The organism is Flavobacterium anhuiense (genome assembly GCF_050990855.1).
Classification (GTDB): domain Bacteria; phylum Bacteroidota; class Bacteroidia; order Flavobacteriales; family Flavobacteriaceae; genus Flavobacterium; species Flavobacterium anhuiense_C.
Genome location: NZ_CP158861.1, coordinates 888915 through 903177 on the forward strand (window position 1 = coordinate 888915; position 14263 = coordinate 903177).

Consider the following 14263-nt stretch of genomic DNA (forward strand, 5'->3'; position numbering starts at 1 on the left):
AGTCCAGTCGCAGTTTTCAGTCGTTATTTAAAACTGTAAACTGTCACTATCAACTGTGGCTTTTTTACTTTTCCAAAAAATCAAACCTAAACCAATTAAAATGAACGGAATACTTAAAATCTGCCCCATATTAATTAGCATATTATTTTCGAAAGCTTCTTGATTTTCCTTGAAAAATTCAATTATGAAACGAGCTGTAAATAATAAAGTTAAGAAAGTTCCGAAGATTAATCCCTGTGCATTTCTGATTTTTTCTGATTTGTACATGTAAAACAAAATTCCAAAAATCAATAAATAAGCAAATGCCTCATACAATTGAGTTGGATGTCTCGGAATTAAATCGTCTCGCTGAAAAACCACACCCCAATTTCCATTAGTTGGTTTTCCATAGATTTCAGAATTCATAAAATTCCCCATTCTTATAAAAGCGCCAGTTACAGGAACCGCAACAGCCATTTTATCTAAAAGCTCTAAGAATTGGACTTTGTATTTTCGACAATATAAAATCATTGCCGTAATTACTCCAATCGAACCTCCGTGACTTGCTAAACCTTGATACCCTACAAACTGATAAACTCCTTTTATTTTCTGAATTGGTAAAAGAATTTCTATCGGATGCTTAAAAAAATAATCAGGTTCGTAAAAGAAACAATGTCCCAGTCTTGCGCCCAGAACGGTTCCGACGATGACATAAATCAATAAAGAGTCAAGATTGTCTAAAGAAAGATTTTCTTTTTTATAAATGTTTCTTACGATATAAAACCCGAGAAGAAGTCCGCAGGCAAAAAGAGCTCCGTAATATTTAAGAGGAAAACTATCTGTAATCCAGAATATAACGGGATCAACGTTCCAGTTTAAGATACCGTTTTTCATTTGTTGTTTTTTACATTTAAGAAACCCGACAGGTTTAAAAAAACAGTCGGGTTTAACCTTAAAAAATTAGTTTATAATATCAAATCCGCAGTAAGGACGTAAAACCTCTGGGATTACGATTCCTTCTGGAGTTTGATAATTTTCAATGATTCCTGCTAAAACACGTGGAAGCGCTAACGAACTTCCGTTAAGCGTGTGCGCCAATTGATTTTTTCCTTCTTTGTCTTTGAAACGTAATTTCAAACGGTTTGCCTGGAAAGTTTCAAAGTTAGAAACAGAACTAATCTCTAACCAGCGATCTTGAGCAGTTGAAAACACTTCAAAATCGTAAGTTAAAGCAGATGTGAATCCCATATCGCCACCGCAAAGACGTAAAATTCTATATGGCAATTTCAATTCTTGAAGAATATTTTTAACATGTTCTACCATTCCATCTAATGCTGCATAAGAATTGTCTGGATGCTCGATGCGAACGATTTCTACTTTGTCAAATTGGTGCAAACGGTTTAATCCGCGAACGTGCGCTCCGTAAGAACCTGCCTCACGACGGAAACATGGCGTGTATGCTGTTTGTAAAACTGGCAATTCGCTTTCGTTTAAGATTACATCACGGAATAAATTCGTAACTGGAACCTCAGCCGTTGGAATTAGATATAAATCGTCTAAACCTGCATGATACATCTGCCCTTCTTTATCTGGCAATTGTCCTGTTCCGTATCCAGAAGCTTCGTTTACCAAATGAGGAACCTGAACTTCGTTATAACCTGCAGCGGTATTTTTGTCTAAAAAGTAATTGATTAAAGCACGTTGTAAACGAGCTCCTTTTCCTTTATAAACAGGAAATCCTGCTCCAGTAATTTTTACACCCAATTCAAAATCGATGATGTCGTATTTCTTTACCAATTCCCAATGCGGTTGCGCGCCTTCGTGTAAAACCGGAATATCGCCTTCTTGAAAAACATTTACGTTATCATCTGGAGTCTTTCCTTCAGGAACAATATCCGCTGGAAGATTTGGTAAAGTGTATAATTTATTGGTTAACTCAACAGCCAAAGCTTCTGCTTTTTCGCTCAGTTCTTTGCTTTTCTCTTTTAGTGAAACTGTTTTTTCTTTTAAGATTGCTGCTTTAGCTTTCTCTCCAGCTTTCATCAATTCACCAATATCTTTGGACAATTTATTAGATTCTGATAAAGTATTGTCTAATTCTACTTGTGCAGCACGACGATTTTCGTCTAATTGAACCACTTCTTCAACAACGCTTTTAGCATCGATATTTCGTTTTGCTAAAGCTTTGATTACTTTCTCTTGATTGTCTCTAATAAATGCAATTTGTAACATAGCTTGTTTTTTATAACTATTCTATTTTTATAACGGAAGCAAATTTAAGGAAATGTTTGTTAACAATAGGTCAAAGTTTTGCAGTAAAACCGAAATCATCTATAAACCGCAAAAGCACCCTAAAAGTGCTTTTCGTATTATTTGAAATTTATACTGTTTATTCTAAGAAACGATGCCTGTCGTCTCTATGAAAAGCATAATCTTTTCCGTTAAACTTAATCTTTTCCAATTCTTTTTTAGTTTTCAGATCGCTTTGTTGTATAACTCCGTTTTCTAGATCTTCTTCAACAGCTTCTTCATAAGAAAAGTTTTTAGTGATTAGCAGATCAAAATAACCGTTTGTTTTGTGATCCGAAAAACTCATTCCTGTTTCTAAGGTTTCGATTTGAAAAGTACCGCTTCCGTTAGAATCGCCGTTGGTTAATCGAATAGGATATTCGTATAATACCTTTTTTATCTCATTGTCTATTAAAGCAATTAGTGTAAATTTTTGTTCAGAGTACAATACAATTCGGCTTCTTGCGCTGGCTTGGGTATAAAATCCAATTGCAAGCGTTTTTTCGTCCAGAAAAACCAAATCTTTTAAAATATGTGATTTCGAAAACTGGATGGCTTCATTATCATAATAACCGAGGTTTTCATCAAATTCTTCAGCAATTATGCTTCCATTTTCGCGATTTACAAACAAGTACTTGCGCTGAAAATAATTGCCAAGTTCTTCATCATCATCGCTGGTTCTAAATGCTTTCTTGTCATGTGATACTGTTGTAAGAACAAAAAAAACAGTTTGTTCATCATAATTGATTGAGCTTGATTCTGCAATTTTAATATCGGAATATTTGATTTTGAGATGAGAGGCTACTTTTGAAAGCAGCTGCAGATTCATTTCTTTTGAATCTTCAATTTCATCCAGATTTTTAAAAATGAGTTTTTTTATGGGCTTTTTGTTATGAGCAAGATGTGCTTGCGTTTCTGAAAGCAGCTCTTGATACTGAACTTCGGCAGCGTTTTTAACATCTTCTTTTTTTCCGCAGGAAAAGAAAAACATCAAAACGCCGCTTAAAAGAATCGTTTTTTTCATAGATTTTCGGTTTGTTAGATTTTTTGGGCATTCCAAATATATAATTTTCTTACAAACCACAGCTAAAAAATAAAAACTTAATCTCTCTTAATTTCGTGTCCAACAAACTCTTCTAATGTTTTAAACATTTCTTCAACCGAAAGCACATCTGTATCGGGATGTGATTTTAAAAAAGCAGCATTCAATGCAACTAGATTTTCGTCTAGTTCAAAATAAGCGTTGTTATTTAGCAAATCTCTAAAAGCGTTTGGAGTATCGTATTTTTCTTTTAAAAATTTTCCTAATTTAATAGTGCTCTGCAAACGCAGTTTACGACATTGCTCTTTAAATAATTCCAAATGTTTTTCTGCACCGATTAAAGCTAAACCTTCTTCGATTAACTCGTTTAATTCCTTATTCCATCCAGAATCGTAAACAAACTTAGAAAAGTTTCCCTCTGCATATTTTGAAGCGTAAAAATCTAAATAATAACTCATCAAAGCATCTTCATGAATCAAATCGTCGTCTATTTTTTCTTCACGCATTAAATTGATTACCGAAATATTAGAATTTACAACGTCTTGCGGGTTTTCACTATTCGCCGCACTTTCTGAAATGATGATTTTACCGAATTCCATGTGAGTTTTTGTTTAAAGATTGTTTTGCAAAGTTGAGGCAAATAAATTATTCTTCCGTAGAATTTAATAGTTTTTCTACACATTTATTCGATTGAGGCAATATTTGATCAGAATTAGCGTTATCTTTATCTAATATAAAGATGCTAATAAAACTAAACACCTTTTTTACGCAACTATTTGGATACAAATGCATCTGTTTATATAGATAAAACTTTATGCAAAAGTTTTAAAACCAAAACCAAAATCATGAAACAGATTATCCTAATATTTAGCATTTTGCTAGCTTTAACAAGTTGCGAGAATGAAGATTTACCAAACTCTGATGTGCAATATTCGTTAATAGCTAAAGGAGATTCTTTTCCTAATGACGAAAGCCTTGCGCCAAGACATTTAATTATTAAGGATCAAAAAGCTTGGGACAGACTAATTACAGAAATGAACGTTTCTACAGATTTGTCTAAAAACTTTAAGGAAATAAATATTGATTTCGACAAATATCAAGTTATTGCCGTAATAGACAAAACCCAAAACACTGATGGCCATTCTATAGATATTGTTGAAATTACCGAAAATCGAAATACCATAATTGTAAAAGTTGAAAAACTAAAAAACGGCAATAGCACTTTAAAATTATCAAGACCTTACGATATTATCAAAACAGACAAAACAGATAAAAAGATCATTTTTGAGCAATAATCTGTTTTGAATTGCCTCCAGATTTAGCGGGTGGTTTCTAAAGATTTAAAAGCAAAAGGCTTTAGCCAAACACACAAGTTTGGCTAAAGCCTTTTTTATTGTCCTATTATGACCTCCAGCTAAAGCTGGAGGCAATTTGTTTTTCAGAATTGCCAAATATATCCAGCCGAATAACAGCCTCCAGAAACCGTCGAAAAATAATCGACTTCATTCAAAAAATTACGGTTCGAATTGTTTTCTTGAATTTCTTCTAAACCCAAAAGCCCCCTCATGCTAAAAAACTGAGCTCTAGACCCTCCACCAGAAATAGCAACGCTCAAAGCGATATTAGGATTTTGAAATCGATTGTCTCGACCTTGAGCCTATTTGTATTCATTCAAATTGACAACAGGAATAGAGTTATAATTAATCTCAGAAAAGAGATTAATCTTATTTTGCACCACTCCTTTATTCATTAGAAAAAGAATCCTATTGAAAGTCTTTTAAACATCATAAAACAAAACAGTATTTGAATGTTTAAAATTAATCGAATTAATTCAAAATGAAATATTTGCTGACTATTTTTCAACTTTTATAATTTCTTTTTTTGATTTAGAAAGCAAATTTTTAATCAAAAAGTAATATTAAAATAACCATGAAAAACAAAACGTGTCTATGAAATACAAGAATAAACCGTAATTTTATTCCATTCATAATCGATTTAGGGGAAAAATAGAAAAATATGAACGGAAGAAAAGCATTAGAATATTACGTTTTAGACGTATTCTCAAACGAAAGCTATAAGGGAAATCCGCTTTCAGTCGTTTTTACAGACGGGAATTTAAAACTCGAAACTTATCAGGATATTTCTAAAGAATTTGGCTATTCTGAAACCTCTTTTGTTTATTATTCTTCCAGAGAAAAAGCACTTGTAGTTCGTTCGTTTACGCCAACTGGAATTGAAATTGACGGTGCTGGACATAATTTATTGGGTGCAGTCTGTGGCGCATTACTAAAAGGACTTCCCATTTTTGACGAACAGAACGAAAGTGAGCCGTTTGTAATTATGAACCATTCGGCAATTCCAGTCACGGTAAGTTTTGATCCAGACACTTTATTTCCAGTTGTTCAAATGCATCAGAAATCGGCAGTTATCAAGCAAGAAATCCCAACGTATAAAATTGCGGTAGCTCTTGGTTTAAAGATTGAAGATTTGGATGTCAATTCTTTTGTACCAACGATCGTTAAAACAGAAGTTGCGCATACAATGGTTCCTATCAAAAACAGCCAAATATTGAATAGTTTTGTTCCAGACAACCAGCTTTTAATCCAAATCTCGAAAGAATACAATTCTGAAGGTTTTTATTGTTTCGCTCCAGCAGATGAAGATCAAGATCATATCGTCGAAACGAGATTTTTTAATCCGATTATTGGCATAAATGAAGATCCTGCAACAGGAACAGCCGCAGGCCCCCTAATTGGCTTTTTAACGCAAAAGAAATTCACTAAATCAGACAAAGAGTATAAAATCCTTCAAGGTGTAAAACTAAAACAAGCTTCAATGATTGAAGTGATGAATCGCGAAGAAGATATATTGGTTGGCGGTTCTTCTATTATTACAATGAAAGGGGAATTGTATTTATAATCTCTTTTTATCTTGCAGCCTTTTGCCTTAGAAGATTTAAAGATTTACTATTATGACATTTTACCAAAGATATTTAAATGGAGAAACAAAGGAAGTTTATGATGAAATCTACAAATTAGGTCAAGATGCATTTCTTCTAGATACTTTTAGTGACATCGAAAAAGTATTGACAGAAACTTTTGAGCGAGTAGCTTATAATTTAGACATCATTCACAAAGAATTAGTCAGTATCGATTATCTTTTTAAAACCGATTTTCAGTTTAATTTCGAACGTCCACTCCTAAAACCTCTTCATAATAGAGATTTGTTACTTCAAAAACTTGAAGAATCGGTTAAACCATTCGGATTTGTGCCGTTATCTTTAAAGATGTTTTACCAAATTGTAGGCTCTTGTAATTTTGCTTGGGATTATAATGTGAATGAAGATTTTATTTGGGAATATGCAGATCCTATTCAGATTATAAGTTTAGACGAACTTGTGTCAATGGCTACTGACGAATATGCTTTTGAAACATTTCAAGAATATTATGAAGAGGATGGCTTTATTTCATTAGAACTTTCGGCAGATTACTATCATAAAGACAATGTAAGTGGCGGTCAAGCTTATGCAATAAAAATCAATTCGAAACCAAGTATTGACGGAGCATTTTTGTACGAAGAACATAACACGACATTTATTGATTATCTAAGAATTTGCTTTGAAAGTTGTGGCTTTTCAAGAATTACAAACCCAGAAAACAATAATGATTATCAGAGTTTTTTTGACAAAGTTAAGCCTCAATTAAAAGAAATATAAAAAAACCGCATCTGGCAGAATGCGGTTTTTAGATATTTAAAACTATAGAACTTCTTAGTTCGTTTTCATTGGCGGCAAATCAAAAGCCTTTGAATCGTGTTCGAAGTTGTTTCTGTGCGCTCCATCGCAAAATGGTTTGTTTGCAGAATGTCCGCAACGGCAAAGACCCAATGCAGATCTTCCTTGTAAACCGTAAAGTGCTCCTTCTGGATCCATGATTTCAAAATCTCCTTCGATTTTGATAGAACCGTTTTTATTGATGATTAATTTAGTCTTGCTCATAAATTTGTTTTTTTCGAGTGCAAAGATTGCGAAATATATTCTCATTTATAAGCGCGAAACGTAGTTTAAACTGGTTCTATTTTATGGGAGAATTACGCAGAGATTCACCGAGGTTTTTCGCAGAGATACGCAAAGTTTTTTTGATTTTTTGTTCTCGCAAAGACGCTAAGGCGCAAAGCTTACTGTTTTAAGCCAAGGATTAACCATTCATTTTATCATAGAAATTGAAATGACAAACTAGAACAAAAAATCTTCGTATCTTAATGCTTCGTGGCAAAAAAAACTACAGCGCCTTATAAACGAAATTTTTAAATTTCACACTTCCTTTCCCTATCGAACAAAGACCAATTCTTAATCCCAAGAAACCACTCAAAACATTATGATTGTATCCTGAAACTTCTACCGAATTTTCAATTTTCTTCCAGTCTTTTCCATCTAGACTGTAAAACATATCAACCGTATTTTTGATGTTTTTTAGTTTAAGAAATACTTTTCTTGTGTGCGTATTTTTTTCTGTTGGAAATTGCCATCCTCTCAGATTTGCCAAAATGTTATTTTGATCTGCTAATATTCCAGAATAATACCTATTATCATAAAAAAGCACCAAACCTCCTGTTGCATCTCCTTCAATTTCCATTTCAACCTCAGCAGAATACGATTGTCCGCCTGGAACAACTACTAGCGGAGAACTGTTTCCTACTCCATCACCTTTTCCTGCAATTGTTAATGTATTATTAGCCACTTTAAATCGTGAAGCTTCTGTTCCATTATAAAACTTCCATTGTGGTTTAAGAGCTGAACCTCCGAAATTGTCACTCAAAGAAAATTCTGGAAGTGTTTTCCCTTCTGGTTTTGCAATGGGTTTATCGGTCTGTATGTTATCAGGAATTTTATACCAACCGTCTTTTGTCCATTCAACAGGTTGCAACAAAGTCTGGCGTCCTAAATTGTAATAGTCTTTTTCATAACCGTGAAAAATCATCCACCATTTTCCGTTTGCATCTTCAAAAACAGCGCTGTGCCCTTTTGACCACCAAGTTTCAGAACTGCTATTGGTTCTCACAATCGGATTATGAGGCGAATTTTCCCAAGGTCCAAAAGGCGATTTTGATCGTGCCGAAATCACCATATGACTTGTCGCTGGGCCAGCTGTGCCCCCTTCTGCAACAGTCAGATAATAATATTCTCCTCGTTTGAATAATTTCGGACCTTCCATACAAAAACATTCAATGCTCCATTCGCGCGGAATTTTCCATCCATCATAAACATGTTTTAATTCGCTCGTTACGGAAAGTCCGTCTTTTGATAAAGCGACATAACCGCCGTTACTGAAATATAAAAAGCGATTTCCTTTATCGTCGGTAACATGTCCTGGATCAATATTCCCGATTTTTAAATCTACAGGTTCGCTCCACGGACCATTTATAGAATCGGCTGTAACTACAAAATTGGTGTTATTCGCAGGAAAATAGATGTAATATTTGTTGTTGTATTTGATTAAATCTGGCGCCCAAACCGCTCCAACGTATTTGTGAAGCGCATTGGTTACCGGTTCCCAATTCATTAAGTCGGTCGAATGCCAAATTAAAAGTCCAGGATAATAATCGAACGAAGAATGCACCACATAATAATCTTTTCCATCACGCAATAAACTCGGATCTGGATAATCGCCTGCAAAAATCGGATTACTGTATTGCCCTTGTTTTAGACTTTCTGCTAATTGCGATTGAGAATAGCCGCAAAACGATAAAAGAACCAAAAAGGCTAGATATATTTTTTTCATGTTTTGATATTTTTTTTCAAATATAGTCAAAAAGACCATAAGGTTTGTGTTGAAGAGAATTTTGTTGGGTTGTTACGCGGAGATGCGCGGAGGAATTCGCAGAGATGCGCAAAGTTTTTTTATAGTTCTCGCAAAGACGCGAAGTCGCAAAGTATTATTCTTCTAGTTTGTCATCCTGAGGAACGAAGGATCGCACACGCAACTCTATAAAGATTGGCAATTTTGATGACGGATAACAAACAGTGCGATTTATTCTTATCTTAAAACAAAAAACTTTGCGCCTCTGCGACTTTGCGAGAACCAAATTCAAAAAAATCTTTGCGAATCTCTGCGCTTTTTCTTTGTGAATCTCTGCGTAATAACAAAATCTCAATTCTATTGCTTATTTTTGCACTCTAAAATTCATATTAATGACACAGAATCCAAAGAGATATACGATCACGGCGGCATTACCTTACACCAACGGACCTATTCATATTGGTCACTTGGCGGGAGTTTATGTGCCTGCAGATATATATTCAAGATATTTAAGATTGCAAGGAAAAGATGTAGCATTTATTTGCGGAAGCGATGAACACGGAGTTGCAATCTCTATGAAAGCCAAAAAAGAAGGAGTTACACCACAGGAAGTTATTGATAAATATGATGGAATTATTCGCAAATCGTTCTCAGATTTCGGAATTTCATTCAACAATTATTCAAGAACTTCGGCAAAAATTCATCACGATACGGCTTCGGAATTCTTTAGAACATTATATGATAAGGGCGATTTTATCGAAGAAGTAACCGAACAATTATACGATGCAAAAGCAAATCAGTTTTTGGCAGATCGTTTTGTTGTAGGAACTTGTCCGAAATGTGATAATCCAGAAGCTTACGGAGATCAGTGCGAAAAATGTGGATCTACCTTGAACGCGACTGATTTGATCAATCCAAAATCGACTATTACTGGAGAAACTCCAATTCTTAAAGAAACAAAACACTGGTTTTTACCTTTAGACAGATATACAGATTTCTTAACTAAATGGATTTTAGAAGGCCATAAAAGTGACTGGAAAACCAATGTTTACGGACAAGTAAAATCTTGGATCGATGCAGGATTAGAACCTCGTGCGGTAACTCGTGACCTTGATTGGGGAATTGATGTTCCTGTTGAAGGTGCTGAAGGCAAAAAACTTTACGTTTGGTTTGATGCGCCAATTGGGTACATTTCTTCTACAAAAGAATGGGCAGCGCGCGAAGGAAAAGATTGGGAACCATACTGGAAAGATGAAGAAACGAAATTGGTTCACTTTATCGGGAAAGACAATATTGTTTTCCATTGTATCATTTTCCCAGCGATGTTAAAAGCAGAAGGAAGCTATATTTTACCAGACAACGTTCCTGCAAACGAGTTCTTGAATTTGGAAGGAAATAAACTTTCAACTTCAAAAAACTGGGCGGTTTGGTTGCACGAATATTTAGAAGAGTTTCCAGATAAGCAAGATGTTTTGCGTTACGCTTTAACATCTAACGCGCCTGAAACAAAAGATAACGACTTTACTTGGAAAGATTTCCAAGCTAGAAATAACAACGAATTGGTTGCCGTTTTCGGAAACTTCGTAAATCGTGTGGTAGTTTTAACCAACAAATATTACGACGGCGTTATCCCGACTCCAAACGAATTTACAGAAATTGACGAAGCAACTTTAGCTGAATTAAAAGCGTATCCAGCTGTGATTTCAAGTTCAGTTGAGCGTTACAGATTCCGTGAAGCTTTGGGCGAATTGATGAATGTGGCTCGTTTAGGAAATAAATATTTAGCAGACGAAGAGCCTTGGAAAGTGATGAAAGACAATCCAGAGCGTGTAAAAACTCAAATGTATGTAGCGTTGCAAATCGCTGCTGCGTTGAGCGTTTTGGCTGAGCCATTTTTACCTTTTACAGCGGCTAAACTGTCAAAAATCTTAAACTTAGGTGACTTAAAAGAACACTTTAAAGGATTTAGCAAGTTCTTGAAAGAAAATCATCCTGGAGCTACAGATGTTGTTTTGGATAAAACATTAGGTTGGAATGATATTTCTGAGCATTCAGATTTAATTCCTGCTGGACATAAAATTGGTGAAGCAGAATTGCTTTTCGCTAAAATCGAAGACGAAGAAATACAAAAACAAATAGATAAATTGGAAGCAACAAAAACAGCTAATTTGGCTGAAAACAAACAAGCTGAACCACAAAAAGATTTAATTCAGTTTGAGGATTTCGCGAAAATGGATATTCGTATCGGAACTATTTTAGAAGCTGAAAAAATGCCAAAAGCAAACAAACTTTTAGTTTTGAAAGTAGATACAGGAATCGATGTTCGTACAATTGTTTCAGGAATTGCTGAAAGTTTTTCTCCAGAAGAAATTATCGGAAAACGTGTTTCTGTATTAGCGAATTTAGCTCCAAGAGCTTTACGCGGTGTTGAAAGTCAAGGAATGATCTTGATGACAACGAATGCAGAAGGAAAATTAGTTTTCGTAAATCCAGATGCTGATGCACCAAATGGGGCAACTGTGAACTAAGTTTTTTAAACGTATATATAAAAAGCGTGAATTGGTTAGAAATAACTGATTCACGCTTTTACATTTTAAAAATTACTGTTATCATTCCTATTAAAAAAATTAAGATATTAGCCAAAAAATTATCTAACCAAACCATCCGTCATTATGAAGAAAAAAATATTTGGCTTTTGCTTATTATTGAGTGTTTTTACCTCTTTTTCGCAAGAAGTTGTAAACTCGGTACCAATCGAATTAAAAAAAAATCGTGATATTTTTCAGGTTGTAAATAACGAAAAGAAAGACGTTACTTTATTTGTGAGCGATAAAATAAAAGTAAAAGCGATTCATCTTGATGGAAATATGAAAATAGTTGATAGTATTTCTGCTCAAAGACCAGATACTAAAAAATACGACATGATGATTGGCTATAACAGCAGCAACAACAGTCCACGTTTGTTCTGGGCCTCTAGCGATTACGAAAACATTCTTGCTCAATTATATGATGTTTCAAATCAAAAAGTTACCACACAAGAATATACTCTTGCGCTTAAAGAAGAAAAAATCTTGCAGAAATTCAGCGAGAGTGAGAAGTTTTACATTTTAACTGTCCTTAAAAAAGGGAATTCTTTAAAACTGCATATGTTTGATAAAAATGGCATTTATTCTGCAAAAGTTTTCAATTTAGATGCGTTTCATTTCTTCAAATCAAATTATACAAAATCTGATATTTACGGAATTTTAGGCGAAAATCTACTTCCGTTTGAAGCACCTTTTTCTATAAAAAATATCAATGTAGACAATCCGACTTCGTTAACAGATGCGGCGAGAAAAAGAAAATGCTATTTTAATAATAAAACGCTTGTAATAACCATTGACACCAATCCAGATTACACGCAAGCGATTGTAATTGATTTAGAGAAATTTTCGGCATCCGAAAAGATAATTCGTTCTCCAGGTATTTCTAATGTTACGACCTCAGGATACAAAATTCCTATAACTTCAAATTCATTTTATTTTGACAATAAATTTTACATCTTAAAATCTTCTGAAGATCAATTTTTCTTCACTGTAAAAGATTTAGAAGACAATACATTAAAAGAATTTACAGCAACATCTGATGCCCCTATTGATTTCAAAAACTCTGATATCTATCAGGAAGGAGGCGATTTTGGCGGAAAAAGAACATTAACAAACAGCTCTCAATTTTTGCGAAAAATTATCAATTTAAATGCGGGGCTTTCTTGTTATCATATCGGCGATAATACACTGATTACCTTTGGCGGAATTTCAGCAACTGGACAATCTGGAGGACAAGTTGTTGCCAATCAATTTGGATTAATTGGAGCTTTGGTTGGCGCTGCTTTCTTTAGTCCGACTATGGATAATTTTAACGCTTACGCTAACAGAAAAGTAGTGAAAATTGAAGGTCTCTTTGACAGTCAGGACAATCATATAAAAGGCGATTTGAAACCGTTGGCTTTTGATAAAATCCGAACCTTTTTTGATGATCATAAAGATGTGTCTTCTCAAACTTTATTCAATATGGAAGCGGTCTATTATTTAGGATATTACGATAATAAAACCAAAGAATATACGATCAGAAAATTTGCAGATTAATTTTGTAATCGTAAAGTTTCAAAACATCCAAAAGCGTGAATAGTTAATTTTTAACCAATTCGCGCTTTTTGCTTTCAAACTATTGGCTTTTGTAGATTATCTTTGACAAATAATACAGGAATAAAATACACTAAATGAAACTCACCAAACCAAGATTAGCACTAATCTGCGGTATACTTTGCATTTCGATTTTTCCAATATTGGTAAAATTACGTTTGACTCCAGGATTAATTTCGGCTTTTTACCGAATGTTTTTCGCTGTCGTTCTGCTGCTGCCTTATGTTCTTTTCAGCGGAAATTTTAAATTTCCTCCTTTAAAATTTGCTCTTTTGGCAGCACTCTGCGGCGTTTTATTTGCGTCAGATGTTGCTGTTTGGAATATCGCCATTCAGGAATCAAGCGCGACTCAGGCTTCGCTTCTGACGAATTTATCTCCTGTTTGGGTTGGAGTTGGTTCTTTTTTCTTTTTGAAAGTTCGTCCAGCTACTAATTTTTGGATCGGAACTGTAGTTTCACTTTTCGGAATGATCACTTTGGTTGGTTTTGAGTTTTTTATCGATTTAAACTTCGATCAGGCATTCTTATTTGCGGTTTTATCGGGGATCTTATATTCCATTTATCTTTTGGTCAGCAAAAATGTACTTACGACGGTTGATGTTCTTTCGTTTATGACGATCAGTTTAATGGCTTCGAGCATTTATTTGGGCATTTTATGCTATTCGCTAAACGAACCTTTCACAGGATTTTCAAATACTGGCTGGTTTGTTTTAGTGCTTCAAGCTGTAATTTGTCAATTGTGTGCTTGGCTTTCGATCAGTTATGCTACGCAACACATGCGTGCGACTAGAGTTTCGCTGAGTTTATTAAGTCAGGCGGTAATTACCTCCATTTTAGCTTGGTTGTTTTTAGAAGAAAAAATAACTTTACAGATGGTTTTGGGCGGAATCATTCTGCTTTTCGGAATCCGAATTACTTTTTACGATAAGACTATTTCTTTGAAAAGGCTATTTTCTAAAGATTGAGATTGGAAA

At 34.4% G+C, this 14263-nt stretch carries 13 protein-coding genes; 6 read left to right on the forward strand and 7 right to left on the reverse strand.

From position 1 onward, the window contains the following. Nucleotides 1-27: 27 nt before the first annotated feature. From lgt to ABTV69_RS04095, 4 genes are all read right to left on the reverse strand, one after another. Nucleotides 28-873 (reverse strand): prolipoprotein diacylglyceryl transferase, encoded by an 846-nt coding sequence (lgt, locus tag ABTV69_RS04080; protein ID WP_433834403.1) that lies wholly within the window; start codon nucleotides 871-873, stop codon nucleotides 28-30. A 66-nt stretch (nucleotides 874-939) separates the two neighbouring features. Continuing rightward, nucleotides 940-2211: a serine--tRNA ligase gene (gene serS, locus ABTV69_RS04085; protein ID WP_433834404.1), complete on the reverse strand. Its 1272-nt coding sequence runs from the start codon at nucleotides 2209-2211 to the stop codon at nucleotides 940-942. A gap of 157 nt (nucleotides 2212-2368) precedes the next feature. After that, the gene (locus tag ABTV69_RS04090) at nucleotides 2369-3292 is read right to left on the reverse strand and encodes a hypothetical protein (protein ID WP_433834405.1); all 924 of its coding nucleotides are present in this window, start codon (nucleotides 3290-3292) and stop codon (nucleotides 2369-2371) included. 77 nt (nucleotides 3293-3369) lie between these two features. Beyond that, nucleotides 3370-3909, reverse strand: a complete 540-nt coding sequence (locus ABTV69_RS04095; RefSeq protein ID WP_433834406.1) for a DMP19 family protein — start codon at nucleotides 3907-3909, stop codon at nucleotides 3370-3372. Between the two features lie 246 nt (nucleotides 3910-4155). Here ABTV69_RS04095 and ABTV69_RS04100 point away from each other — a divergent pair, with 246 nt between their 5' ends. Next, a complete protein-coding gene (locus ABTV69_RS04100) occupies nucleotides 4156-4605 on the forward strand; it encodes a protease complex subunit PrcB family protein (protein ID WP_433834407.1) in 450 nt (149 codons plus the stop codon). Nucleotides 4606-4748: 143 nt separating this feature from the next. On the opposite strand, the gene ABTV69_RS04105 is transcribed toward ABTV69_RS04100, so the two are convergent. Continuing rightward, a complete protein-coding gene (locus ABTV69_RS04105; RefSeq protein ID WP_433834408.1) occupies nucleotides 4749-4925 on the reverse strand; it encodes a hypothetical protein in 177 nt (58 codons plus the stop codon). A 401-nt stretch (nucleotides 4926-5326) separates the two neighbouring features. Between ABTV69_RS04105 and ABTV69_RS04110 the strand changes: the two genes are divergently transcribed. Then, nucleotides 5327-6229 (forward strand): PhzF family phenazine biosynthesis protein, encoded by a 903-nt coding sequence (locus ABTV69_RS04110; RefSeq protein ID WP_433834409.1) that lies wholly within the window; start codon nucleotides 5327-5329, stop codon nucleotides 6227-6229. A gap of 52 nt (nucleotides 6230-6281) precedes the next feature. After that, a complete protein-coding gene (locus ABTV69_RS04115; protein ID WP_433834410.1) occupies nucleotides 6282-7025 on the forward strand; it encodes a hypothetical protein in 744 nt (247 codons plus the stop codon). A 54-nt stretch (nucleotides 7026-7079) separates the two neighbouring features. Here the strand turns inward: ABTV69_RS04115 and ABTV69_RS04120 are convergent, their stop codons facing one another. Continuing rightward, nucleotides 7080-7307: a CDGSH iron-sulfur domain-containing protein gene (locus tag ABTV69_RS04120; RefSeq protein WP_306153757.1), complete on the reverse strand. Its 228-nt coding sequence runs from the start codon at nucleotides 7305-7307 to the stop codon at nucleotides 7080-7082. A 283-nt stretch (nucleotides 7308-7590) separates the two neighbouring features. After that, entirely contained in the window at nucleotides 7591-9090 is a 1500-nt protein-coding gene (locus ABTV69_RS04125) for a family 43 glycosylhydrolase (RefSeq protein ID WP_433834411.1), read from the reverse strand. Nucleotides 9091-9500: 410 nt separating this feature from the next. Here ABTV69_RS04125 and metG point away from each other — a divergent pair, with 410 nt between their 5' ends. The 3 genes from metG (at nucleotide 9501) to ABTV69_RS04140 (ending at nucleotide 14254) form a co-directional block, all read left to right on the forward strand. Further along, entirely contained in the window at nucleotides 9501-11636 is a 2136-nt protein-coding gene (gene metG, locus ABTV69_RS04130) for a methionine--tRNA ligase (protein WP_433834412.1), read from the forward strand. 144 nt (nucleotides 11637-11780) lie between these two features. Then, a complete protein-coding gene (locus ABTV69_RS04135; protein WP_433834413.1) occupies nucleotides 11781-13232 on the forward strand; it encodes a hypothetical protein in 1452 nt (483 codons plus the stop codon). A gap of 134 nt (nucleotides 13233-13366) precedes the next feature. Then, nucleotides 13367-14254, forward strand: a complete 888-nt coding sequence (locus ABTV69_RS04140) for a DMT family transporter (RefSeq protein WP_433834414.1) — start codon at nucleotides 13367-13369, stop codon at nucleotides 14252-14254. The last annotated feature ends 9 nt before the right edge of the window (nucleotides 14255-14263 follow it).